Source organism: Telluria sp. AIW5, from assembly GCF_056680575.1.
On record NZ_CM155289.1, the window covers coordinates 4,908,976 to 4,930,442 of the forward strand.

Genomic DNA, 21,467 nt, shown 5'->3' on the forward strand with positions numbered 1-21,467 from the left:
TCCGCGTGGGCATGCCCCCCCCTACGGGAGAGGTTCGTGGTCGACGCCGCACGGATATGAGGACGCGACGCGGGCACATAACCGGCGGGCGCCCGCAAGTCCACAGCCTGCTTCTATATCATCAGGACGACGGCCCCATATCGGCCATATCCGGCGAAATCATCATCGCCTTCAACAAGGCATCGTTAAACGCCGGAATATCGTCCGGCTTGCGGCTCGTGATCAGCTTCTCGTCGATCACCACTTCCTGGTCGATCCACTCGGCGCCGGCCTTCTTCATGTCGTCCTGGATGTCGGGCCAGCTGGTCAAATTTTTCGACTCGGCGATGCCTGCGTCGATCAGCACCCACGGCGCGTGGCAAATGGCGGCGATCGGCTTGTCCTCGGCATAGAAGTCGCGGATGAAGGCAATCGACTCGGCACTCTTGCGCAATGCGAGCGGATTCTTTTCGCCGCCCGGCAGCAGCAACGCATCGAAATCGCCGGGCCTGGCGTCGTTCACGTTCAATTCGACCGGGAAGCTGTCGCCCTTGTCGTCGTGGTTCATGCCCTGCACCGACTCGCCCACGCGTTTCGGCGAAATCAACATCACCTGCGCGCCGTGCTGCTCCAGGAAGCTGCGCGGGCCCGTGTACTCGACCTGTTCGACGCCATCCGTCATCAGCACGGCAACGCGTTTACCGTCCAACTCCCCGCGGCCCGCCTTTTCGCTCTCCGGCGCTTGTACCTCTACCTGATCCATATGACCTCCTCAATCAATTGTTGGTGATTCATCTGACACAATTCTAGGAGGACGCCAGCGTGCACGGCGCGCGCTTCAGGTGTCCTTCAGGCCGAGCGCATGCAGGCGCGCGCGCAGGCGGCGCACCTCGTCGGCCAGGTCGATCACGAGGGCAGCAAGCTCCTCGTTGGCATCGAACTGCCGCTCCAGTTCGAGCAGGCGCCGTGCCCGCGCCAGGTCGCCGCTGCGAAAGCGCAGCTGCGCCGCCTGCATTGCCTCGGCGCCGAGCACGCCGGCCTCGACATGGCGCACCACCCAGTCGGGTTCGACCCGACAGGCGCGCGCCAGTTCGATCAGGTCCAGGGCGGCCTCGTCGATCAAGACCCCGGTGACAGTCTGGTTCGCAAACATCGTCCTCTCCTCTTCAGGCATTCTGTCGTGGATTGAAAGCCAGGTCGCGCGCCATCGCCTGGTACAGGGCTCGCGCCTTGTCGTTGTTGGCAGGCGGCAGCACGACGTCCAGGATCAGGTACAGGTCGCCCGGCACGCTGGCCGGAATCCCCTTTCCTTTCAGGCGCAGCTTGCGGCCGCTTTGCGAGCCGGCCGGGATCGTCACCTCGACCGTGCCCGACGGCGTCGGCACCGCGACATTGCCGCCCAGCGCCGCCTCCCAGGGCGTGACCGGCACGTTCTCGTAGACGTGCGAACCCTCGATGCGGTAGCGCGGATCGGGAGAAAAGCCGATTTCCAGGTAAAGGTCGCCGGGCCCGCCGCCGCCGTGGCCTTCGTGCCCCTGCCCGGCCAGGCGCAGTTGCTGGCCCGGCGTCACCCCGCGCGGGATGTTCACGCTGAGCGTTTTTTCCTGCATCGTGGCGCGCCCCGGGCCTTCCGCTTTCGGCACGCGCAGGCTGACCGTGCGGGTCGCGCCGCGGTAGGCATCGGCCAGGTCGATCGTGATGGCGGCGTGGATGTCGTCGCCGCGCATCTGGAAACCGCCGCCGCGGCGCGAGCGTCCGGCCTGGGCGAACAGGTCGGCGAAGAAGTCGTCGGCGCCGGCGCCGGCGAAATCGAAGTGCTCGCTCCAGTCCGGCGGCGGATGGAACTGCTCACCGGCATGATGGCCGCGCCCCAGTGCGTCGTAGGCGGCGCGTTTCTCGGCGTTGCCCAACACTTCGTAGGCTTCGTTGATTTCCTTGGTTTTCGCGTCCGCGTCCTCGTGCTTGCTGACATCGGGGTGATACTTGCGCACCATTTTCCGGTACGCCTTCTTGATGTCGTCCGCAGCCGCGCCCCTGTCGACGCCAAGGGTCTGGTAGTAGTCCTTGTATTCCACAGTGCACTCCCGGATGGTTGCTTGTTCCTTCGGAGATGGGGTCACGGCGCGGAAAATAAAGTTCCGCGCGCCGGGTAGATTGGCTCGTCATAAAAAAAGCCCTGCGATGAAAGCAGGGCTTTTCATATCGACAGCTTCGCTTACTTCCTGGCTTTCAGGTCCGCCATCGCGGTTTCCTCTTTCGCCTCAGCATCCTTCTTGCAGGCCGACTCATCGGCGCCCTTCATCTTCTTGCACGCTGCCTTCGCGGTTTTCTCGTCAGCCTCGATCTGCTTTTTCGCGGCTTTGTACTGTGCATGCGTCATCTTCGTAGGGGCAGTGGTGGTTGTCGCCGTCGTCGTGGCGGGGACGGTCGTCGTGCTCTGCGTTGTCGTCGTTTTGGCGGGGGCAGGCGTTGCCGTCTGACCAGTGGCAAAAGCTGCGCCCGAAACCAACAACAACGTAGCACCTGCAATCTTGAACATCGATTTCATGGGGTTCTCCGAGTAGTTTTTGAAATGGCGAGCAATATGCTCCCTCCTCCAACGCCGGTATGATCCGTTCCGTTGACGCTTGATATCGAAACAGTCAAATAGACAGTAAAATCATGGGTTACCGTTTCCTGCTCGCCCATGACTTCGACCACCACCCTCGCCCCTGCCCCGTCTCCTGTCCGCCTCGAAATCGCGACCCTCTGGAAGCTGTCCTGGCCGATGCTGGTCGGCCAGATGGCAACCGTCGGCATGGGCGTGGCCGACGTGGCGATGACGGGGCACGTCAGTGCGGCCGAGCTGGCTGCCGTCTCGCTGGGCGCCTCGGTCTGGTCGATCGTGCTGGTGACGGTGATGGGCATCATGATGTCGATTAACACCGTGGTCGCGCACGAAATCGGCGGCGGACGCTACGACAAGATTCCCCATTCGGTGCGCCAGGCGCTGTGGAAAGGCGGCTGCATCGGCCTCATCGCCTGTCTGGCGACGAACCTGTGCACGTTGCTGTTCGACCATATCGGGATGGAGCAGGCAGTGGCCGACCGGGCCGCCCTGTTCCTGCACGTGATCAGCCTCGGCATGCCCGCCTTTGCCTGCTACCGGGCGCTGTACGGCTATACGACCAGCATCAACGAGACCAAGCCGATCATGGTCATCGCAATCATGGGCCTGCTGTTCAACATCGCCAGCAACTGGCTGCTGGTGTTCGGTAAGGGGGGTTTTCCGCAACTGGGCGCGGTCGGCTGCGCGGTGTCGACCGCCGTCGGCATGTGGCTGATGCTGATCGCCATGCTGGTCTGGGTGAAAATTTCCCCGGTCTATCGCATGACCTATCCGTTCACGGGCTGGGAAGGCCCGGACTGGAACGAGATCCGCACGATGTTGCGCCTCGGCATCCCGATCGGAATCACGTATTTCGCCGAGGTCAGCGCCTTCGGTTTGATCAGCCTGCTCGTTGCGCGCTTCGGCGTCATCCAGGTGTCGGCGCACCAGATTGCACTGAACTTTTCCTCGCTCGTGTTCATGGTGCCCTTGAGCTTCGGCATAGGCCTGTTGACCCGGGTCGGCCAGGCAATGGGCGAAGGCAATCCCGTACGGGCGCAGTTCGTGGCGCGGGTCGGGGTCGGCATCTCGGTCGCCTTTGGCGTACTGTCGGCGGCCTGCATCGCCCTGTTCCGCTGGGAAATCGCGCGCGCCTATACCTCGGACCCGGCGGTGCAGCAAGCCTGCGTGCACCTGCTGCTGTTCGCGGCGCTGTTCCAGCTGTCGGATGCGACCCAGGTCGCGACCGCGTCCGCGATTCGCGGCTATCAGGTGACGCGTCCGCCGATGATCATCCAGCTGGTCGCCTTCTGGGGCTTTTCCCTGCCGCTGGGCTATATCCTCGGCATCGCGCCGGCGTGGTTCCCGTGGTCGCCAAGTGCGCCGATGGCAACGACAGGCTTCTGGATCGGGCTGGTGCTCGGCCTGACGATTGCCGCGGTGTTGCTGAGCTGGTCGATGGAAAAGCTGTCGCGCCGGAAGGTACTCATGGCGACGCACTGACATTGTGGCGCAGACGCCCCTGAATGAAGTGGTATGTACAGCTTTTACCGTAGGACTCTGGTATCGTCTCGTCCGTTGCATAAAGCTAACTTTCAACGAGACAAACAATGCGCCTTCTCCTCTGCCTCCTGGCCGCACTCGCGGCCGCGCCCGCATCCGCGGAACGCCTGACGCTCGACCGCATTCATGCGGACCCGTCCCTTGCCGGTCCCGGCGTGCGCAGCCTGCGCGTGTCGCCCGACGGCGAGCGCGTGACTTTCCTGCGCGGCCGCGAAGACAACCAGTTCCAGCTCGACCTGTGGGAATACAACATGAAGGACAAGACCACGCATCGCCTGGTCGACTCCAAGCAGCTCGTGCCGAACGAAAACCTGTCTCTCGAGGAAAAGGCCCGCCGCGAACGCGCCCGTACCGCCAGCCTGTCCGGCATCCTGAGCTATAGCTGGTCGCCCGACGGCAAGCAGTTGCTGGTGCCGATCGCCGGCGACCTGTACCTGGTCGACGTGGCGAAGCCGGATGCCGCGCGCAAGGTGGCCTCGGGCAATGTGATTGACCCGAAGATTTCGCCGAAGGGCCGCTACGTTTCCTTCGTGCGCAACCAGAACCTGGTCGTGATCGACCTGAAAACCGGCGCCGAGCGCCAGCTCACGACCGACGGCGCAGGTACCGTGCACAACGGCGAAGCCGAGTTCGTGGCCCAGGAAGAAATGGACCAGACGACCGGCTACTACTGGGCGCCGGACGATTCCAGCATTGCCTATAAACGCTACGACGAAGCGCCGGTGCCGGTGGCGCGCCGCTTCGAGATCTTTGCCGACCGCACCGAAGTGATCGACCAGCACTACCCGGCCGCGGGCGACCCGAACGTGCTGGTGGACCTGTTCATCGTGTCGCCGGAAACGGGTGCCGCGCGCAAGGTCGACATCGGCGCCGAGAAAGACATCTACCTGGTGCGCGCCGACTGGAGCGCGGACGGCAAGACCCTGGTCTACCAGCGCCAGACGCGCGACCAGAAGCGCCTCGACCTGATCGCCGTGAATGCGGCCACGCTGGCACAGCGCCCGCTGCTCACCGAAACCTCGAAGACCTGGGTCAGCATCCATAACGACCTGCGCTTCCTGAAAAACCGCCAGGCCTTTATCTGGGCTTCCGAGCGCAGCGGCCGCAACCACCTGTATTTGTACGACCTGAACGGCAAGCTGCTGAACCCGATCTCGAGCGGCGAATGGGGCATCGACGACGTGCTGGCCGTCGACGAAGCGGCCGGCAAGGTATATGTGTCGTCGAACCGCGACGCCGTTATCGACAAGCAGACCTATGCACTGGCCCTGAATGGCAGCACGGCCAACAAGCCGGCGCGCGTCACCACCGGCGACGGCTGGCACGAGGCGGCGTTTGCAAACAACGGCAAGATCTTCGTCGACACGTATTCGAACCCGCGCACCCCGCCGCAGGTATCGATCCGCAAGGCCGACGGCGCGATGGTGCAATGGCTCGAGCATAACGAGCTGAACGCCAGCCACCCGTTCGCGAAATACCTGCCCGACCTGCTGCCTACCGAATACGGCACCATCAAGGCCAAGGACGGCCAGACCCTGTACTACTCGATGATCAAACCGGCCGGTTTCGATGCGACGAAAAAATATCCGGTCTTCCTGTTCACCTATGGCGGCCCGCACTCGCAGCGCGTGACCCGTACCTGGGGCAATTATTTTGACCAGTACATGGCGCAGCAGGGTTTCATCGTGTGGCGCCTGGATAACCGCGGTTCGAGCCGCCGTGAACGCGCTTTCACCGACGTCATCTATAACAACCTGGGCAAGAACGAAGTCGAAGACCAGGTCACCGGCATCGACTGGCTGGCGCAGCAGAGCTATGTCGATCCGAAGCGGGTCGGCGTGTTCGGCTGGAGCTATGGCGGCTTCATGACCCTGCGCCTGCTGGCGGCGGCGTCGGACAAAATCGCCATGGGCGTGTCGGTGGCGCCGGTGACGGACTGGTCCTTGTACGACACCCACTACAGCGAGCAGTTCGTGGGTGGCACGCCGAAGTCGGATCCGGACGCCTACGCACGCAGCGGCGTGTTCGCGCACCTGGACGGCCTGAAATCGCCGCTGCTGCTGGTGCATGGCATGGCCGACGACAACGTGCTGTTTGCTAACAGCACGCGCCTGATCGACGAACTGGTCAAGCGCAACGTTCAGTTCGAACTGATGACCTATCCGGGCGCCAAGCACGGCATTTCGGGCCGCGCACCCCAGCGCCACGTGTATGGCCTGATCGAAGCCTTCTTCAAGAAGAACCTGGGCGGGACCGCGGCGAAGTAAGCCAGCTACCTGCTCCTGAAAGCCGGAACGCCATCTTGGTGTTCCGGCTTTTTTTTCGCTTTGTTAGCTCAACAGTTGCTTCGAGGGATACAGAATTTCTGACAACTCAACAAAATGTCAACGACTAGTGTTGCGTGCGCGCGACGTTGTTGAAAATATTTTTGTGAATACATTTGGGGGTAAATGCATAGATTTCCTAGGGGAATTGTGAATTCTGAACTCAACAGTACAGGATGTTCGTAACAAATTCTGTCCCCACGGAATTAATTCCACAGGGTATTCTCTGGGTTCCTGATCTAGCGACACGCTTCAAAGCGAACACGCACTACCCGAGGACAAACAATGCAAGTCATCCGTATCAGCGCCACCCGCCTTTCCCTCGCAGTCTCCGCCCTGGTCATCGGCGCCGCCATCGCGGCCCCGGCATCGGCCGCTACCCGCAGCGTCGGCGCCGGCAAGACGTACGCGACCCCATGCAAGGCCTTTGCCGCGGCAACTGCCGGCGACCTCATCGAAATCCAGGCCGGCACCTACACCGGTGACGTCTGCACGATCTCGCAAAGCAAGCTGACGATCCGCGGCGTGAATGGCCGTCCAAAGATCGCTGCCGGCGGCAAGAGTGCTGGCGGCAAGGCGATCTGGGTCGTGGGCGGCAGCAACATCACGATCGATAACGTCGAAATGTATGGCGCGGCAGTGGCCGACAAGAACGGCGCCGCCCTGCGCCTGGAAGGCACCAATTTCACGCTGCGTAACTCGTTCCTGCACGACAACGAGAACGGCATCCTGAGTGGCGTGAACACCGCCAGCACCATCGTTCTCGAGAACAATGAGTTCGGCCACAATGGCCGCGGCGATGGCTACACCCACAACGTGTACATCGGCAAGGCCGGCAAGCTGACCTTCCGCTACAACTTCTCGCACGACGCCAACGTCGGCCACAACCTCAAGACGCGCGCGCTGTACAACACCATCGCCTACAACCGCTTCTCGAGCCTGCGTGCAGGCGAAACCGGCAGCACCGCCGCCGGCAAGCCGAGCTACGAAATCGACGTGCCGAACGGCGGCACCACCTTCATCATCGGCAATGTCATCATGCAGCCGGTCGGCGGCAATAATCCGAACATCGTCGCCTATGGTGAAGAAGGCGTCGCCGGTTACGCGACCGACCTGTACGTGGTGAACAATACCTTCATCAACGACGAGAGTTCGCGCGGCTACTTCGTGATGGTGGGCGGCGGCGTTGCCACCCCGGCCAAGCTGATCAACAACCTGTTCAGCGGCTACGGCCCGATGAGCACCCAGGCGTCCAGCATCAAGACGGCGAACTACCAGTCGCTGTCGGTAGGCTTCGTCAACCGCGCGGCCTACGACCTGCGTCCGCTGGTCACCCCGCTGATCGTGAACGCCGGCGTGGCTCCCGGCTTCTCGAAGGCTGGCGTGTCGCTGAACGCAGCGGCCAGCTACAAGCACACGGCTTCGGGCATCAACCGCGTCGCGATCAATTCGAAGAACGACATCGGCGCCTACGAAGTCCAGTAAAGCAGCGCGCGATTGCGATCAATAAAAAGGCCCCGGCGTCGAAACGCCGGGGCCTTTTTTCGTTCACTGCCTGCCGCGCAAGACGGCCCGGGAATCAGTTGGTTGCGTCTTTCAGGTTTTCCTTGACGTCGCCAAATTTCTCTTGGGTCTTGCCTTCGACCTGGTTCTTCAGACCCTTGACCTGCTGCTCGGGATTACCAACCAGCTTGCCGGCTTCTTCCTGAATCTTGCCACCGATGTCTTGCAGTTTGCCTTCGACTTGGTCCTTGTTCATGATGATCTCCTTGCGCTGGGTTAATTAAGGCGTGGTCGGATGACGACGCGATGGGTACAGATTACGCCCCGATACGGCCGCGTTCTGTACGGCCACACACATAGCTCGACAATATTGGAGCATGCCGGGATGGCGTAGTCGAGGATTCGCCCTGCCCTTTCCACACATAAAAAAGCCGCGACATGTCGCGGCTTCGTTTACTCCAAAGGCCAGGAAATCAGCGATTACCCTTGACGATATCCTTCACATCGCCTGCTTTTTCCTGCACCTTGCCTTCAACCTGCTTTGCCATTCCTTCGGACTGCTGCTGGCGGCTGCCGACAGCTTCGCCGACCTTTTCCTGAATCTTGCCGCCGATGTCCTTGGCTTTGCCCTTGACTTGGTCCTCGTTCATGATGGTCTCCTTCCGGTTGGAATCGAAGCCCTACCTTAGGCCCCCTGATCCGCGGGTTCTGTTCGCTGGATAACATTTAACTTACACAAGCGGCTTGCGCCAGAGACTCGCCAGCCAGGGCTGCTGGGCGCGCGGCAAACCCGGTGGACGGTAATAGTGATGTAGCGGAGCAAACCCTGCAGCGACCAGATGCCGCTCCCAGCTCGGGTAATCGAAATACGTGCCGTAACGCGCCCCGTTCCAGCCCTCCTCGTTGTTCCCGCGCGGGTTCGAGCTGAACAGCACGCCTCCAGGCTTCAGGCTACCGTACAAGGCCGCCAGCACCCCGGCCAGGGCCGCACTGGGCACATGGAACAGCGAGGCGTTCGCAAAGATCCCGTCGAAGAAGGCGGACGGCAAGTCGAGGTGCAGGAAATCCTGGTGCCAGACCTCGCAGCCGCTATGTCCACGCGCCATGGCGACGAATTCGGCCGAACCGTCGAGTCCGATCGCGTGGTGGCCAAGCGTGCTGAAGGTTTTCAGGTCGCGTCCCGGGCCGCAGCCCAGGTCGAGCAAGGTGAACGGCGCCGGCGCCTCGATCGCGTCCAGCAGCGCCCCCACGTTCTGGCTGACGTCGTGGTCGATCGTGCCGGCAAAGAATGCGGGCGCATTGCGTTCGTAATGCGCGAGGGTACGGCGGGAGATGTCGTCGAGGCTGTCGGTCATAAAATTCATCGGTAGTGCGCGGGCCGGCAGGATGGGCCGCCCGCGTCGTTTTACGGCATTACCAGATCTTCACGCGATCCTGCGGCGCCAGGTAGAGCGACTGCCCCGGCTTGACGTCGTAGGCCTTGTACCAGGCGTCCAGGTTGCGCACGATATAGGTGCGGTACTGGGCCGGTGCATGGCCGTCGGTCAGGACGCCGCGGCGCAGCGAGGCTTCGCGCGCCTTGCTGCGCCAGCCCTGGGCGAAACCGCGGAAGAACTCGCGGTCCGATTCAGGACTCTTGCCGGCAGGCGTGGTCTTGAAGGCGTCGTAGGCCGCTTGCAGCCCGGCCAGGTCGGCCAGGTTTTCGCTCAGCGTCAGCTGGCCGTTGACGGCCAGGTCCGGGAAGGGTTTATAAGCGCTGTACTGGGCAACCAGCTTGGCCGACGCCGCCTTGAAATGCTCCAGGTCTTCCTTCGTCCACCAGTCGCGCAGGCGCCCTTGGGCGTCGAACTGCGCGCCCTGGTCGTCGAAGCTGTGGCTGATTTCGTGGCCGATGATCGAGCCGATCGCGCCGTAGTTGGCGGCGTCCGACGCCTTCGGGTCGAAGAACGGCGGCTGCAGGATCGCGGCCGGGAAGTTCAGGGCATTCTGCAGCGGCAGGTTGACGGCATTGACCAGCTGCGGCGGCATCGCCCACTCGGTGCGCTCGGGCTTGCGCTTGAGCTTGGCGAGTTCCTGCCGATAATGGTATTCCTCGGCGCGGATCGCATTGCCGAAGGCGTCGCCGGCGACCACGCGCAGGCCGTCATACGACTTCCAGTGCTCCGGGTAGCCGATGCCGACATACAGCGATTTGACTTTGGCCTGGGCTTGGGCGCGGGTGGCCGGCGCCATCCATTCAAGCTTGTCGATGCGGCGGCTGAAGGCGTCGATAATGTTGGCGACCATGGTCTGCACGCGCGCCTTGTTCTCGGCGGGGAAGTAGCGTGACACATAGATCTTGCCCACCGCCTCGTCCATCGCGGCATTGGTGGCGCCGAGCGCGCGTTTCCAGCGTGCCGACTGCTGCGGCGTGCCACTGAGCGTCTTGCCGTTGAACTCGAAGCGCTGGTCGGCAAAGGCCTTCGGCAACAGGCTGGCGTACTGGTTCAGCTTGTGGAAAGCAAGGTAGTCGCGCCAAGCGGCGACGTCGGCATGGTCCAGCAGCCTGGCCGCGCCCGTGATCGCGCTCGGATGGTAGACCTGGAAGCGGTCCTGGCCGGACAAACCGGCCGCCTTGAAGAAGGCGTTCCAGTCGATGCCCGGGGCTTTGGCACTGAACTCTTTGAGGGTCCAGACATTGTTCGCCTTCTGGATGTCGGCCGATTGCTCGCGCGTGGCGTGGGTCTGCGCCAGCGCCAGCTCGAGTTCGAACACGCGCGCGGCGCGCTCGTCGGTCTTGTCCATGCCGGCCAGTTTCAACATCGCGGCGATGTGCTGCTGGTACTTGGTGCGCAGCTCGGCCATGCGCGCATTGTTTTCGAGGTAATAAGCGCGGTCCGGCAAGCCGAGGCCGCCCTGCAGCAGGTAAGGCATGTTATGCGAAGGATCGGTCAGGCCCGACGCCACCCAAACACCGAACAGGTTTTCGGTGAAGAAATTAGTGGCGTTCAGCGGATCGACGTCGGCGCGGATCGAGCCGCCGAGGGCGCGCACCAGCCCCGCCTTGTCCTTGATGCCGGCAATGCTGTTCAGCATTGGCTTGATCGGCGCCAGGCCGCGCTTGTCGATGCCGGCTTCGTCCATGTAGGCGGCGTAGAAGTCGGCCACCTTGCGCGCGTCGCCGCTGGCATTCTTGTCGGCGCCGAGGTCCTCGATCATCTTCGCGATCCGGGTATTCGTGTCTTCCGCCAGGGCGCCCATCGCGCTCCAGGAACCACGGTCCGCCGGGATCTCGGTCTTGGCCAGCCAGTCGCCGTTGGCCCAGGTGAAGAAATCGTCGCCGGGGAGTACGGTCATGTTCGTGTCCCTGGTCGGCGCCGGCTTTTCAATCGGCGCTTTGACCTGGCCAGCTTCCTGGGCGGCTGCCAATCCATGGGCGAAGGTGCCGCCGCACAGGGCGAGGACGACGGCGGTCTTGGTGAGGGTCCAACGAGTCTTCATGCTTTTCCTTTTAGTTATCACGGTTTACTGTTGCTCTTCCTGCAATGCGGCCCGCACTTGCGGCAGCAGGCGCGCCTTTTGCGCGGCGCGCACGCGGATCCCGTTCCCCACCCGTCGAGCTTCGACCAGCGCGTCCGGGCCGAAGTTCTGGCCGACATACTGCTCCATCATATCCGCATGACGCGTCTCAAGCGATCCCGCCACGACCGAGGCGAGCGCGCGGTTGCGGCCGACGGCATCCGCACTTTTCAAGAGGGCTTCGCGGTTGGCCACCGCGAAGTCCCAGGCCTGGTCCGGATGCTCGCGCCCGATGCTGGCCACGATGACGGTTGCCAGGTTGGCCGGCACCTGCGGCGAAACCGCCATGCGCAGCGCGCTCGCGGCCAGGGCCGGATCCTGCACCAGCGTCATCGCACCGCCGAAACGGTTGCGCTCCTCGTCGGTCGTGGCGCCGGCGACCAGCTTGCCGAGCGCGGCATAGGTGGCGCCGTCGGCATAGCGGCCGACGGTGTTGACGACGAAGTCGAGCATTTCCGGGCTGCTCGAGGCCGGGTCGGCCTGGTAGCGGGCGAAGCGCTCGCGTGCTTCGCGGATCGCGCGCTCGTCGCCGGCGCGCGCCAGGCTGGAGGCCAGCAGCGCGCGCAGCTGGCGATCTTCGCTGGTCTCGCCCGCCTTCGGCTCCCAGCCGAGCCGCGCAAACCGTGGCTGGACGAAATTGATCACGAAGCGACGGATCAGCGCTTGCTCGGGTTCGCCGCGCGCGAGACGGTCGAGCGTGCCCAGGTTCGACAGGATCGATTCCCAGACGGCCAGGCGCGGCTCGTCGCCATACTTGCCCGCCAGGCGCACATAGTCGCCCAGCGGCATGCGCCCGGCCGTCACCAGGCTCCAGGCATCGAGCAGCAGTTTCAGGCGCGTCGGGTCCGGCAGGCGTGCGGCGTTGCTTGCCAGCGCATCGAAGCTGGCGCGGTCGTACTGGATGCGGAAGAAGCCCACGCTGTACGGGTCGACCACCAGCGTACCCTCGCAACCGCCTTGCGTGATCGTGGTGCTGCGGTTGGCCAGCAGCGTGTACCAGGCCTTGCCATTCACGGTGCCGACCTGCAGCGGCACGCTCCACAGGCGGTTTTCAGGCGCCGGTTCGTCGAGGCGGAATTGTTCCTGGGACAAGGTCACCTGGCGCTTGCCGTCGGCGCAGGACTGGCTGACCGAGACCAGCGGGTAACCCGGCTGCGTGGTCCAGTCGGCCGCGAGTTTGCCCACCGGTTTGCCGGAAGCCTTTTCGATCGCGGCCCAGAGGTCTGCGCCCGTCGTATTCGAATACTGGTGCTTCGCCATGTAGGCACGGATGCCTTTGCGGAACTGGTCCTCGCCGACATACGCTTCCAGCATGCGCAGGAAGCCCTGCCCTTTCACATAGGTGATGCCGTCGAACGCGCCCGCCGCCTGTTCCTCGTTGTCGATGCGGGTCTGGATCGGGTGCGTGGTCTTGCGCGCATCCAGGTTCAGCACGCCTTCACGCTCGGCGATGCCGTCCAGATGCGGACGCCACTCGGGGTGAAAGTGCTCGGTGGACTTTGCCGCCATCCAGGACGCAAAACCTTCGTTCAGCCACAGGTTGTCCCACCAGGCCATGGTGACGAGGTTGCCGAACCACTGGTGCGCGACTTCGTGGGCGTTGACTTCAAAGGTGAGTTTCTTGACGTCTTCCGGGCTCTTCACAGGGTCGTAGAGCAGGGCCGACTCGTTGTAGACGATCCCACCCCAGTTTTCCATCGCGCCATTAAAACCGCCGGGAATCGCGATCTGGTCGAGCTTGGCGAGCGGATACGGCACGCCGAAGTAATTGTTGTAGTAGCGTAGCAAGTCCTTGGTCGCCTGCAGCGGGAAGGCGGTCGAGCCGAGCTTGCCGGCGGTCGTCACCACGCCGATCTCGACGCCGTCCTGGCGTGCGGCCACGCGTTCCAGCTCACCCGCGACCAGCACCACCAGGTAGCTCGGCATCTTCGGGGTCGGCGCGAACGCGATGCGCTGCAGGCCGTTGGCGAGCTTTTCCTGCTTCTCGACCGGGGTGTTCGAATAGGCCTTGAAGCTGGCCGGCACGTCGACCGTCAGCTTGAAGCGCGCGCGGAAGGCTGGTTCGTCCCAGGTGGGCAGCAGGCGGCGGGCGTCGGACGGTTCCATCGTCGTGGCAACGAGTTTCTTTTCCACCCCGCCGGCCTTGTAGGCGACCTGGAACAGGCCGCGCCCTTCGCGGTTGATCTTTCCGTTGAAGCTGAGGGCCAGCGTATAGCGGCCCGGCGCCAGGGGCGCGCCGAGCTCGAAAGCCAGCGTTTCCTGCTTCTCGTCGAGGATGGGCGTCAACGCGCGCTCGGCCATGCCGCGCCCCGACAAGGCGGCGCGCTCGATGTTCAGGTTGGCGGCGTTCAGGACGATGCGGCGGGTCGGGCGCAGCACCTCGATCTCGACGCGCTGCTCGCCGCGGAAGGTGTCGGCCGCAATGTCGGGCACCAGGCGCGCGTCGTACAGCAGCGGGATCACGTCCTTCGGCAGCTTGCCGGGCGTGGCCTCGAACGAAAACGGGGCTTCGGCGCAGGCGGCGCCGGTGGCCAGCGCCAGCGCCAGCGTGGCCACAGCGGCGACCGTCCGCGATGCTCGGTGGTGTCTCATTGTTTCCTCTCTCTTATTATGTCGGCGCGGCGGCTGGCGCAGCAATCCAGCACGCACTGTAAGGGAAGCGGGGAAACCGCAGCTTCGGAATGCGACAGACGGCAAAAACAGGCGCTGGACTGCAAAAATCCGGCGCTATGGCGGGCGGTCTCCCGTCTTGCGAGGCGTGCGTGAAAAATTTTCAATTATTTTTGCAAACAGGCCTAAAGTTCCAGCGAGCTCTGCCGTAAAAGGAGGACAACCGGTAATCCGGCCGAAAAAAATTGTCGCGGTGTTCACATGACCTCCAACGAAGTTCTCTCGATGTACGAAAATATTGCTGGCCTGACGGGCAAGATGGCCGCGGCGGCGCAATCGGGCGACTGGAATGGTTTCGACAGCCTGCAGGCGCAATGCGCAGCCCAGGCGAGCGCCACGGCAAGCGGCGTGCCGGCACTGGACGGCGCCAAGCGCCTGCGCAAGATCGACCTGCTGAAACAGATCATGGCCAACGACCGCGCCGTGCGCGACGTGACCGAACCATGGATGGGCCAGCTGGACCGCGCCATGCGTGCGCACTGAGCCGCCCTGCCCCTGTTTCGAATCAAGCGCCTGCGGGCGCTTTTTTTATGGCCGGTGGCGGCGGAACCGAACATGAAGGCGGGCAAACAAAAAGGCGCCCGAAGGCGCCTTTTTGCTACGGACAAAGCCCGTATGAATTCGGAGAGCAACACGGAGTAATCCCAGTGTTGCCTCTTTGCCGGTTGCATCCGGCGTCCTCTGCCGCTGTTGGCAGCATGACCGCTTCCGGAAACAGGCGCCTTGCGGCGATCACCCGGGTCCCGCGCCACGCTATCGGTGGTGGCTGCGCCGGACTCTGTTCCGTTTTGTGGTTTTGACAACCAACGAACCCAGTATAGCGCAAATATGCAGCTTGTGTAGACCAATTGTGCGCGGCCCGAAACGCCCTCTATTCTTGCTGGGGAATCACGTCGGTCAGCACGGGCTCGGCGGCACCCGGCGCCGTTTCCTTGCCGCGGCCGGGCATCAGGCGCGCCTTGACGGCAGCCATGAAATTCGGCTTCGGTTCGCCCGCCCCGGCTGCCGGCGCTGCCTTGGGCAATTTGGCGGGCTTGTGGGCGGCCGGGATCTTGCCAACACTCGAATGCCTGCGACGGCGTAGCAGCATCAGCACCAGCGCACCGACAGCGAGCACGGCAGCGAGGCCGGCCCCGATCGCACGCCATGGCAGGTCCGGCCCGGGCGGCTCGACCTTCTTCGGCTTGGGGTGAATGCGCGGCGCTTCCCTGGACGCTTCCTTTGCTGCCGGGGCTGGCTGGGCCAGGTGCGCGAGCTCGGGAGCACCCGCCGGGGCTGCTTTCGCGCCCTGCAAGGACTTGACCTTTTCCTCCAGCTTTCCGAGATCGTGGCGCAAGGCGGCATTCTTTTCGCCGAGCGCGACGCATGCATCCAGGTGATCGGACGATGGTTGCGGTGCGCAGCTGGGGGCGTCGGCGTGGCTTGCCTGCGCAGGCGCCGGCTTCCTGGTCGCTACCATCCTGGCCACCGGTGCCGGCTTGGGAACCAGCTTGCGACGGACCGGCGCCGGGTCCACGTATTCCTCGCCTGCCTGCAGGGCGTTGGCAGGACGCGCCGGCGGCGCCGGCCTGCGCAGCGCAGGAGCAGGAGCAGGAGCAGGAGCGGGCGCGGCCTGCGCTTTCAGTACCTCCGGCACCGTTTCGCGCACGGCCGGCGGCGCCGGGGCCGGGTCCGGCGTCAGCCACAGGGTCACGAGTCGCACGTTGCGCTGCGCGCCGTCGACGAGTTCCAGGTACAGGTGCAGGTGGCGGCTCTCGACCGGCTTGAGCGAGGTCAGATGCAGGAACTGGCGGCCGTCGCGCCGCATCATAGTCATGTTCAGGCTGGAGAGCACGGCCGGCATGGCGATGTTCGCGCCGCGGTACACGTCCGGGTTGGCCAGGCGGACCCGGACCGGGTTCGCGCCGTCTTCAATCAGGCTCAGCTCGACATCCGCCACGAGCGCCTGCCCGATGTGCGACAGCACTTGCGCCTCGCCCAGTTCAGCGGCATGGGCAGTGCCTGCCGTGGCGGCAAGCAGCAGGATCGAGAGGATGGCAGGAGAGCGCAGCGACATGGCAGGAAGAATTTGTAGCCTAAGCGTAATTAACGGGTGTTCGGCTACACTCTTTAGCTCCAGCCCACGAAATAAATAACAGGACACTTCATGGAAAACCGGATAGAAAAAGACAGTTTCGGCCCGATCGAGGTCCCGGCCGCCCACCTCTGGGGTGCGCAAACCCAGCGTTCCCTGCACCACTTCCACATTTCGACCGAGCGCATGGCGCCGGAACTGGTTGCCGCGCTGGCCCAGGTCAAGCGCGCGGCGGCCGCCGTCAACCGCTCGCTCGGCAAACTGCCGCGCGACAAGGCCGACGCCATCATCGCCGCTGCCGACGAAGTGCTCGAAGGGCGCTATCCGGACGAATTCCCGCTCGCCGTCTGGCAGACCGGCTCCGGTACCCAGAGCAACATGAACATGAACGAGGTGCTGGCCAACCGCGCGTCCGAGTTGATGGGTGGCGAACGCGGCGAAGCGCGCCTGCTGCACCCGAACGACCACGTCAACATGGGCCAGTCCTCGAACGACATCTTCCCGACCGCCATGCACGTGGCCGCCGCACTGGCGGTCGCGAAGGAGGTGTTGCCGGCCCTGGCGCGCCTGCGCGGCACGCTGCTGACCAAATCGCGCGACTTTGCCGACATCGTCAAGATCGGCCGCACCCACTTGCAGGACGCCACGCCGCTGACGCTCGGCCAGGAGTTTTCCGGCTATGTCGCCCAGCTCGAATTCGCCGAACAAGCAATCCGCGCCTCCCTGCCCGGCCTGCTGCTGCTGGCGGCCGGCGGCACCGCGGTCGGCACCGGCCTGAACGCGCATCCCGAGTTCGCCGCGCGCATCGCCGCCGAACTCGGTTCGCGCACGGGCCTGTCCTTCAAGAGCGCGCCGAACAAGTTCGCGGCCTTGGCCGGGCACGATGCACTGGTTTCCGCGCACGGCGCCTTCAAGACGCTGGCCACGGCGCTCATGAAGATCGCCAACGACGTACGCTGGATGGCCTCCGGCCCGCGCTCGGGCCTGGGCGAAATCACGATTCCCGAAAACGAGCCGGGCAGCTCGATCATGCCGGGCAAGGTGAATCCGACCCAGTGCGAAGCGCTGACCATGCTGTGCTGCCAGGTGTTCGGCAATGACGTCGCGCTGACCGTCGGCGCCTCGCAGGGTAATTTCGAGCTGAACGTGTTCAAGCCGATGATTGCCCACAATTTCCTGCAAAGCGCCCGGCTGCTGGCCGACGGCATGCGCTCCTTCGACGAACACTGCGCGAAAGGCATCGAGCCGAACCGCGCCCGGATCGGCGAGCTGATGGAGCGCTCGCTGATGCTGGTGACAGCGCTGGCTCCGCACATCGGGTATGATGCCGCCGCGCAGATTGCCAAGCACGCGCAGCACGAGGACATCACGCTGCGCGAGGCGGCCCGGCAATCGGGTCATGTCAGCGAGGAACAGTTCGACCAATGGATCGTTCCGATGGACATGACGCGTCCCGATCCGGAATAAGCGACCCTGCCGCCGCACGCTTGGGCTTGTCATGAAATGCATGGCGAGCCCAAGCGTGCGCCCCACAATTTATCCCAAGTATATTATGCAAAACACAACTTTCGAACTGACATCCGAGTTCGTCGAACTCAACCAGCTGCTGAAACTGGTCGGCCTGTGCGATAGCGGCGGCGCCGGCAAGAACATGGTGGCCAGTGGCGTGGTGTCGGTCGATGGCAAGAAGGAGCTGCGCAAGACCGCAAAGATTCGCACCGGCCAGACCGTGACCGTGGGCGACGTGCGCATCTCCGTGAAGTAGTCGGGACAGCCGGCCTCTACGGCGCACGTTTGCGCGCTGACAAACGCGACCGGTAGTCCGTGTTTATATTTTAAGCGTGACCAACCGCCTTTTTGAGGTGACGGCAATGGAAACCCCGGAAGAAAACCCGCAAACGCAGGAACGGCTGATCGGCGACCTGCGCCTCGTCATCGAGAACGCGCAAGAGCTGCTGAAAAACACCGATCAGTACACGAGCGTCCTCTACCAGAACGCGCGCTCGAAACTGGCGATGGCCCTGAACGCCGCCAACGAAGAGCTCGAGCGCTTCGAAGACGCGCAACTGAGCCGCATGATGGAAGCGACCCGCATGGCCACGGCCAGTTGCGCCGGCCTGAGCGGCGAAGAGCGTATCCTGCGCGCTTTCCATTGACGTCACGGCGCCGCCGCAAGGGCGCCGCGATCATCCTTCGGGCGCCTGCAAGGGCGTCTTGAACGGCCTTGCCTGAGCTTTCAATTCATCCCGTGTTGTCCGTAGAACATCACGCATTCGTAGGGTGGACTCCCGAGTCCACGCGGTGCAACTGTTCCGAGTCGAAATGCGTGTTCGACCTGCGCGCTCTGTACCGCGTGGACTCGGGAGCGGTTCGCCGCCCGGTCCCCCCTACGGACCCGACTGATTTTGCGGTTGCTGTTGACGGACGCCTTTACAGCTTAGCGAACACGCCATTCGCCAGCCAGCTGTTCAACTGTGCGACCACATCGAACGCATCGTCCACCTCGAAGGCCGCATCCAGCGCTTCGCCGAAGCTTGCCCCCTCGGCCAGCCGCGTCAAGGCAGCGTAGGCCGCAGCGTCGAGCGCCAGCACCTGCGCCTGCCAGCCCGGGCGCACCACGAGGCCACGGCACGGCATCGCCATCTCATCCGGAAACGCGGGTCCAGCCGGCTGGTGCGCCAGCCACAAGCCCAGCGTCGCCCATGCACTCTCGTACAGCGAACAGGCCGGATGCAAACGGAAGCGGCGCGCCTCGATCTGCGCCGGAGCGAGCCGCGCGATATCGGCCGCCGCCAGCACCGGCACTGCGGCGGCATAGTGGGACAGATGCAGCGCCCACTCCAGGCGCGCCATATCGGCCATGTAAGGATACCCGCCGAGCGGCGCAAAACCGGCCACGAATCCGGCCAGCCCCGCACCGAAGGCATTCAAATCCGCATCGACCGATGGACAGGCCTTGCCATAGGCGCGTGCCAGTGCAGCAAAAAATTCCTCGCCGACCAGGGTCCGCAGCACAGGATAGGCATTCCCCAGCGCCCGTTCCCAGCCGCCAGTGAGGTTGCCCCGATAAATGGCCAGGCGGCGAGCCAGTTGTTGCGCATCGCCGCCGCCGACCAGCATGGAGGCGAGCGCCGGCTCCTGCGCGGCGTCGAACAGGGCCGCGCCGAAGGCTGCCTGGACCGCCTCATGCGCAGCCGTCCCTGCCCCGCCCCGGCCTGCGGGCGACAACACGCCGGCGCCCCCCGCCGGGGCGAAAGACGCGGCGATCGCCCGCGCCTTGTCCGCCTCCCCCAGCAGCACCGCAAGCGCCGGAATCTCGCTGTCCCACTCGACCAGGGTCGGTACCCGTCCGAAGCGCGCCAGCGCCGCCCGGTACAGGGCCCACACCGGTTCGGCCACCCCGGCGCCATGATGGTCGAGCACGACATCGCCCAGGTCCAGGTGGCCGCCGAGGTGGATCTCGCCCACGGCGCCGCGCGGCAGCGCCGCGATGGCCGCCAGCGCATCCTCGCCGTGATTGCGCTGGTTCACGTACAGGTTGTTCACGTCGAGCAGGATGGCGCAGCCGCTGCGCCGGGCCAGCTCGGCGAGGAACTCGGCTTCGCTCATGGCGTCGGCGCGAAAGCGGACATAGGTGGAGACGTTTTCGACCAGCAGTTGGCGCCGCAGGGTGTCCTGCACACGCGCCACGCGCTCGACCAGCAAGTCCAGCGTGTCGCCGTCCAGCACCAGCGGCAGCAGGTCGTTCAGGTGACGGTCGCGCAACGCGCCCCAGGACAAGTGCTCGGAGACGAGAAATGGCGCGACTTCTTCCACCAGCAAGCGCAGGCGCTCGAGGTGCGCGGCCGAAAAACCGTGGACCGAACCGAGCCCGAGGCCGACGCCATGCAGGCTGATCGGATAGTCGCGCCGCAGCCTGCGCAGCACGTCCCAGTCGCGCCCGCTGCGCGAGAGCAGGTTATCGCTATGGACTTCGAGCCAGCCGGCAGGCGGGCGGGTCTCGAGAAACTGGCGGTAATGCGGGGAGCGCAGCCCCACGCCGACGCCAGCGGACCCAGCGCAGTCCGGCAACTGCACGGCTCAGCGTGCCGGCGGCGGCGCCGGAGCGTCGGTGGAAGGCGCGTTCAGCTTGCCGCCCGCCTTTTCGCAGCTGCCCTTGGGCACCAGCTTCCATTCGGCGGGGTCGTTGTCGATGCGCGCCAGGCCGGCGCAGCCGTGGGTGGCGGTGGCGCAATCGTTCTGGCCGACCTTGGCGACGCCGTAGCAGCGTTCCTGGTCGGCATTGTTGCCCTGCATGGGCGCGTCCTGGGCGGCTGCGGCGGCGCACACGCCCGCGAGGGCGGCGGCGATGGCGGCTTGGCGTTTGTTCATGGGAAAGTCCTGTCGGTGGCGTGGGTGAGCCCGGCAGGATAACCCGGCCGCCGCGGGGCGGCAACCGGAGGGGTCAGCTCAGGCGGTGGTGTTGATCGTGTTGCCAAGGTGGGCCGGCAGCCTCTGCGGCGGCTGGATGCCGTCGAGGATTTGCGTCATGGTCGACTGCTGCATGTCCTGCTGCTTTTTGAGCATGGTGATGGCGACATCCTGCTTGTTGCCGGTCTCGGCCATGGTGGTAGACAGGGCAGCAATGCTCGTAAGGTCCATGTAGATCTCCTGAAGAGGGTTATCCTTTATTAACGTCTTGTTTTGCGGAAACTTTAGCCCCGGTCGCCATCCAATCGATGAGCCAGCTCAAGACCTCATCAGGCGCATTCAGGTTCAGGCAGGTCCGTTCGACGCCGGCAGGCACAGGCTCGTCGGACACTACCGCCACCACCAGCGGATCGTCGGGATACAGCGGCGCGCGGCCGAGCGCGGGCCGCCAGACCTCGAGTTTCGGCAGCGGTTCCCATTTATACCCTTCGACCAGGGTCAGGTCGGCGGGGGCCAGGCGCGCCAGCTGTTCGGCAAGAGCCGGCTCGGGCTCGCCGCGCAGTTCGCGCAGGATGGCGTAGCGGTAAGGCGACGCGATCATCACTTCGGCCGCCCCGGCCATCCGCAGGCGCGCGCTGTCCTTGTGCGGCGGCTCCAGTTCGATGTCGTGGTGGCTGTGCTTGACGACGTTTACGCGCAGCCCCCGCGCGGCGAGTTGCGCGACGAGGAACTCGAGCAGCGTCGTCTTGCCGCTGCCCGACCAGCCAACCACGGCCAGCACCGCGGGCATCGTGCCCGT

At 64.4% G+C, this 21,467-nt stretch carries 21 protein-coding genes; 7 read left to right on the forward strand and 14 right to left on the reverse strand.

The features are described 5' to 3' along the window. Nucleotides 1–121 precede the first annotated feature (121 nt). The 4 genes from AC1MEM_RS21740 to AC1MEM_RS21755 all read right to left on the reverse strand — a co-directional run bounded on the left by AC1MEM_RS21740 (nucleotide 122) and on the right by AC1MEM_RS21755 (nucleotide 2,527). Nucleotides 122–742: a type 1 glutamine amidotransferase domain-containing protein gene (locus AC1MEM_RS21740; RefSeq protein WP_499474101.1), complete on the reverse strand. Its 621-nt coding sequence runs from the start codon at nucleotides 740–742 to the stop codon at nucleotides 122–124. 75 nt (nucleotides 743–817) lie between these two features. Then, the gene (locus tag AC1MEM_RS21745) at nucleotides 818–1,132 is read right to left on the reverse strand and encodes a chaperone modulator CbpM (protein ID WP_499474103.1); all 315 of its coding nucleotides are present in this window, start codon (nucleotides 1,130–1,132) and stop codon (nucleotides 818–820) included. Nucleotides 1,133–1,145: 13 nt separating this feature from the next. Further along, nucleotides 1,146–2,054, reverse strand: a complete 909-nt coding sequence (locus AC1MEM_RS21750) for a DnaJ C-terminal domain-containing protein (RefSeq protein ID WP_499474105.1) — start codon at nucleotides 2,052–2,054, stop codon at nucleotides 1,146–1,148. A gap of 140 nt (nucleotides 2,055–2,194) precedes the next feature. Beyond that, nucleotides 2,195–2,527 (reverse strand): hypothetical protein, encoded by a 333-nt coding sequence (locus AC1MEM_RS21755; RefSeq protein WP_499474107.1) that lies wholly within the window; start codon nucleotides 2,525–2,527, stop codon nucleotides 2,195–2,197. A gap of 138 nt (nucleotides 2,528–2,665) precedes the next feature. Between AC1MEM_RS21755 and AC1MEM_RS21760 the strand changes: the two genes are divergently transcribed. The 3 genes from AC1MEM_RS21760 (at nucleotide 2,666) to AC1MEM_RS21770 (ending at nucleotide 7,938) form a co-directional block, all read left to right on the forward strand. Next, nucleotides 2,666–4,069 carry an MATE family efflux transporter gene (locus tag AC1MEM_RS21760; protein ID WP_499474108.1) on the forward strand — a complete coding sequence of 468 codons (1,404 nt, stop codon included), beginning with the start codon at nucleotides 2,666–2,668 and terminating at the stop codon, nucleotides 4,067–4,069. 107 nt (nucleotides 4,070–4,176) lie between these two features. Then, nucleotides 4,177–6,396 carry a S9 family peptidase gene (locus AC1MEM_RS21765; protein ID WP_499474110.1) on the forward strand — a complete coding sequence of 740 codons (2,220 nt, stop codon included), beginning with the start codon at nucleotides 4,177–4,179 and terminating at the stop codon, nucleotides 6,394–6,396. Between the two features lie 342 nt (nucleotides 6,397–6,738). Beyond that, on the forward strand, nucleotides 6,739–7,938 hold the full coding sequence (locus AC1MEM_RS21770; RefSeq protein WP_499474112.1) for a right-handed parallel beta-helix repeat-containing protein: 1,200 nt from the start codon (nucleotides 6,739–6,741) through the stop codon (nucleotides 7,936–7,938). 94 nt (nucleotides 7,939–8,032) lie between these two features. Here the strand turns inward: AC1MEM_RS21770 and AC1MEM_RS21775 are convergent, their stop codons facing one another. The 5 genes from AC1MEM_RS21775 to AC1MEM_RS21795 all read right to left on the reverse strand — a co-directional run bounded on the left by AC1MEM_RS21775 (nucleotide 8,033) and on the right by AC1MEM_RS21795 (nucleotide 14,106). Continuing rightward, nucleotides 8,033–8,212, reverse strand: coding sequence for a CsbD family protein (locus tag AC1MEM_RS21775; protein ID WP_499474114.1), 180 nt, complete (start codon nucleotides 8,210–8,212; stop codon nucleotides 8,033–8,035). A gap of 217 nt (nucleotides 8,213–8,429) precedes the next feature. Then, nucleotides 8,430–8,606 (reverse strand): CsbD family protein, encoded by a 177-nt coding sequence (locus AC1MEM_RS21780; RefSeq protein WP_499474116.1) that lies wholly within the window; start codon nucleotides 8,604–8,606, stop codon nucleotides 8,430–8,432. 81 nt (nucleotides 8,607–8,687) lie between these two features. Next, nucleotides 8,688–9,320, reverse strand: coding sequence for a class I SAM-dependent methyltransferase (locus tag AC1MEM_RS21785; protein ID WP_499474118.1), 633 nt, complete (start codon nucleotides 9,318–9,320; stop codon nucleotides 8,688–8,690). 49 nt (nucleotides 9,321–9,369) lie between these two features. After that, the gene (locus tag AC1MEM_RS21790) at nucleotides 9,370–11,436 is read right to left on the reverse strand and encodes a M13 family metallopeptidase (protein ID WP_499474120.1); all 2,067 of its coding nucleotides are present in this window, start codon (nucleotides 11,434–11,436) and stop codon (nucleotides 9,370–9,372) included. A gap of 24 nt (nucleotides 11,437–11,460) precedes the next feature. Then, nucleotides 11,461–14,106 (reverse strand): M1 family metallopeptidase, encoded by a 2,646-nt coding sequence (locus tag AC1MEM_RS21795; RefSeq protein WP_499474122.1) that lies wholly within the window; start codon nucleotides 14,104–14,106, stop codon nucleotides 11,461–11,463. Between the two features lie 279 nt (nucleotides 14,107–14,385). Between AC1MEM_RS21795 and AC1MEM_RS21800 the strand changes: the two genes are divergently transcribed. After that, nucleotides 14,386–14,667 carry a flagellar protein FliT gene (locus tag AC1MEM_RS21800; protein WP_499474124.1) on the forward strand — a complete coding sequence of 94 codons (282 nt, stop codon included), beginning with the start codon at nucleotides 14,386–14,388 and terminating at the stop codon, nucleotides 14,665–14,667. 388 nt (nucleotides 14,668–15,055) lie between these two features. Here the strand turns inward: AC1MEM_RS21800 and AC1MEM_RS21805 are convergent, their stop codons facing one another. Next, nucleotides 15,056–16,240, reverse strand: a complete 1,185-nt coding sequence (locus AC1MEM_RS21805; protein ID WP_499474126.1) for a FimV/HubP-related protein — start codon at nucleotides 16,238–16,240, stop codon at nucleotides 15,056–15,058. Nucleotides 16,241–16,330: 90 nt separating this feature from the next. Between AC1MEM_RS21805 and fumC the strand changes: the two genes are divergently transcribed. The 3 genes from fumC to AC1MEM_RS21820 all read left to right on the forward strand — a co-directional run bounded on the left by fumC (nucleotide 16,331) and on the right by AC1MEM_RS21820 (nucleotide 18,414). Then, nucleotides 16,331–17,725, forward strand: a complete 1,395-nt coding sequence (gene fumC, locus AC1MEM_RS21810) for a class II fumarate hydratase (protein WP_499474128.1) — start codon at nucleotides 16,331–16,333, stop codon at nucleotides 17,723–17,725. A gap of 85 nt (nucleotides 17,726–17,810) precedes the next feature. Further along, the gene (locus AC1MEM_RS21815) at nucleotides 17,811–18,023 is read left to right on the forward strand and encodes an RNA-binding S4 domain-containing protein (RefSeq protein ID WP_499474130.1); all 213 of its coding nucleotides are present in this window, start codon (nucleotides 17,811–17,813) and stop codon (nucleotides 18,021–18,023) included. A 106-nt stretch (nucleotides 18,024–18,129) separates the two neighbouring features. Beyond that, nucleotides 18,130–18,414, forward strand: a complete 285-nt coding sequence (locus AC1MEM_RS21820; RefSeq protein WP_499474132.1) for a DUF883 family protein — start codon at nucleotides 18,130–18,132, stop codon at nucleotides 18,412–18,414. A gap of 274 nt (nucleotides 18,415–18,688) precedes the next feature. On the opposite strand, the gene bufB is transcribed toward AC1MEM_RS21820, so the two are convergent. The 4 genes from bufB to mobB form a co-directional block, all read right to left on the reverse strand. Continuing rightward, complete coding sequence (gene bufB / locus AC1MEM_RS21825; RefSeq protein WP_499474134.1) at nucleotides 18,689–20,296, reverse strand: MNIO family bufferin maturase; 1,608 nt, start codon at nucleotides 20,294–20,296, stop codon at nucleotides 18,689–18,691. A 42-nt stretch (nucleotides 20,297–20,338) separates the two neighbouring features. Further along, nucleotides 20,339–20,629, reverse strand: a complete 291-nt coding sequence (locus AC1MEM_RS21830; RefSeq protein WP_499474136.1) for a BufA1 family periplasmic bufferin-type metallophore — start codon at nucleotides 20,627–20,629, stop codon at nucleotides 20,339–20,341. A gap of 78 nt (nucleotides 20,630–20,707) precedes the next feature. Beyond that, nucleotides 20,708–20,899, reverse strand: coding sequence for a YjfB family protein (locus AC1MEM_RS21835; protein WP_499474138.1), 192 nt, complete (start codon nucleotides 20,897–20,899; stop codon nucleotides 20,708–20,710). A gap of 19 nt (nucleotides 20,900–20,918) precedes the next feature. Next, nucleotides 20,919–21,458 carry a molybdopterin-guanine dinucleotide biosynthesis protein B gene (gene mobB, locus AC1MEM_RS21840; RefSeq protein WP_499477729.1) on the reverse strand — a complete coding sequence of 180 codons (540 nt, stop codon included), beginning with the start codon at nucleotides 21,456–21,458 and terminating at the stop codon, nucleotides 20,919–20,921. Nucleotides 21,459–21,467: the final 9 nt, after the last annotated feature.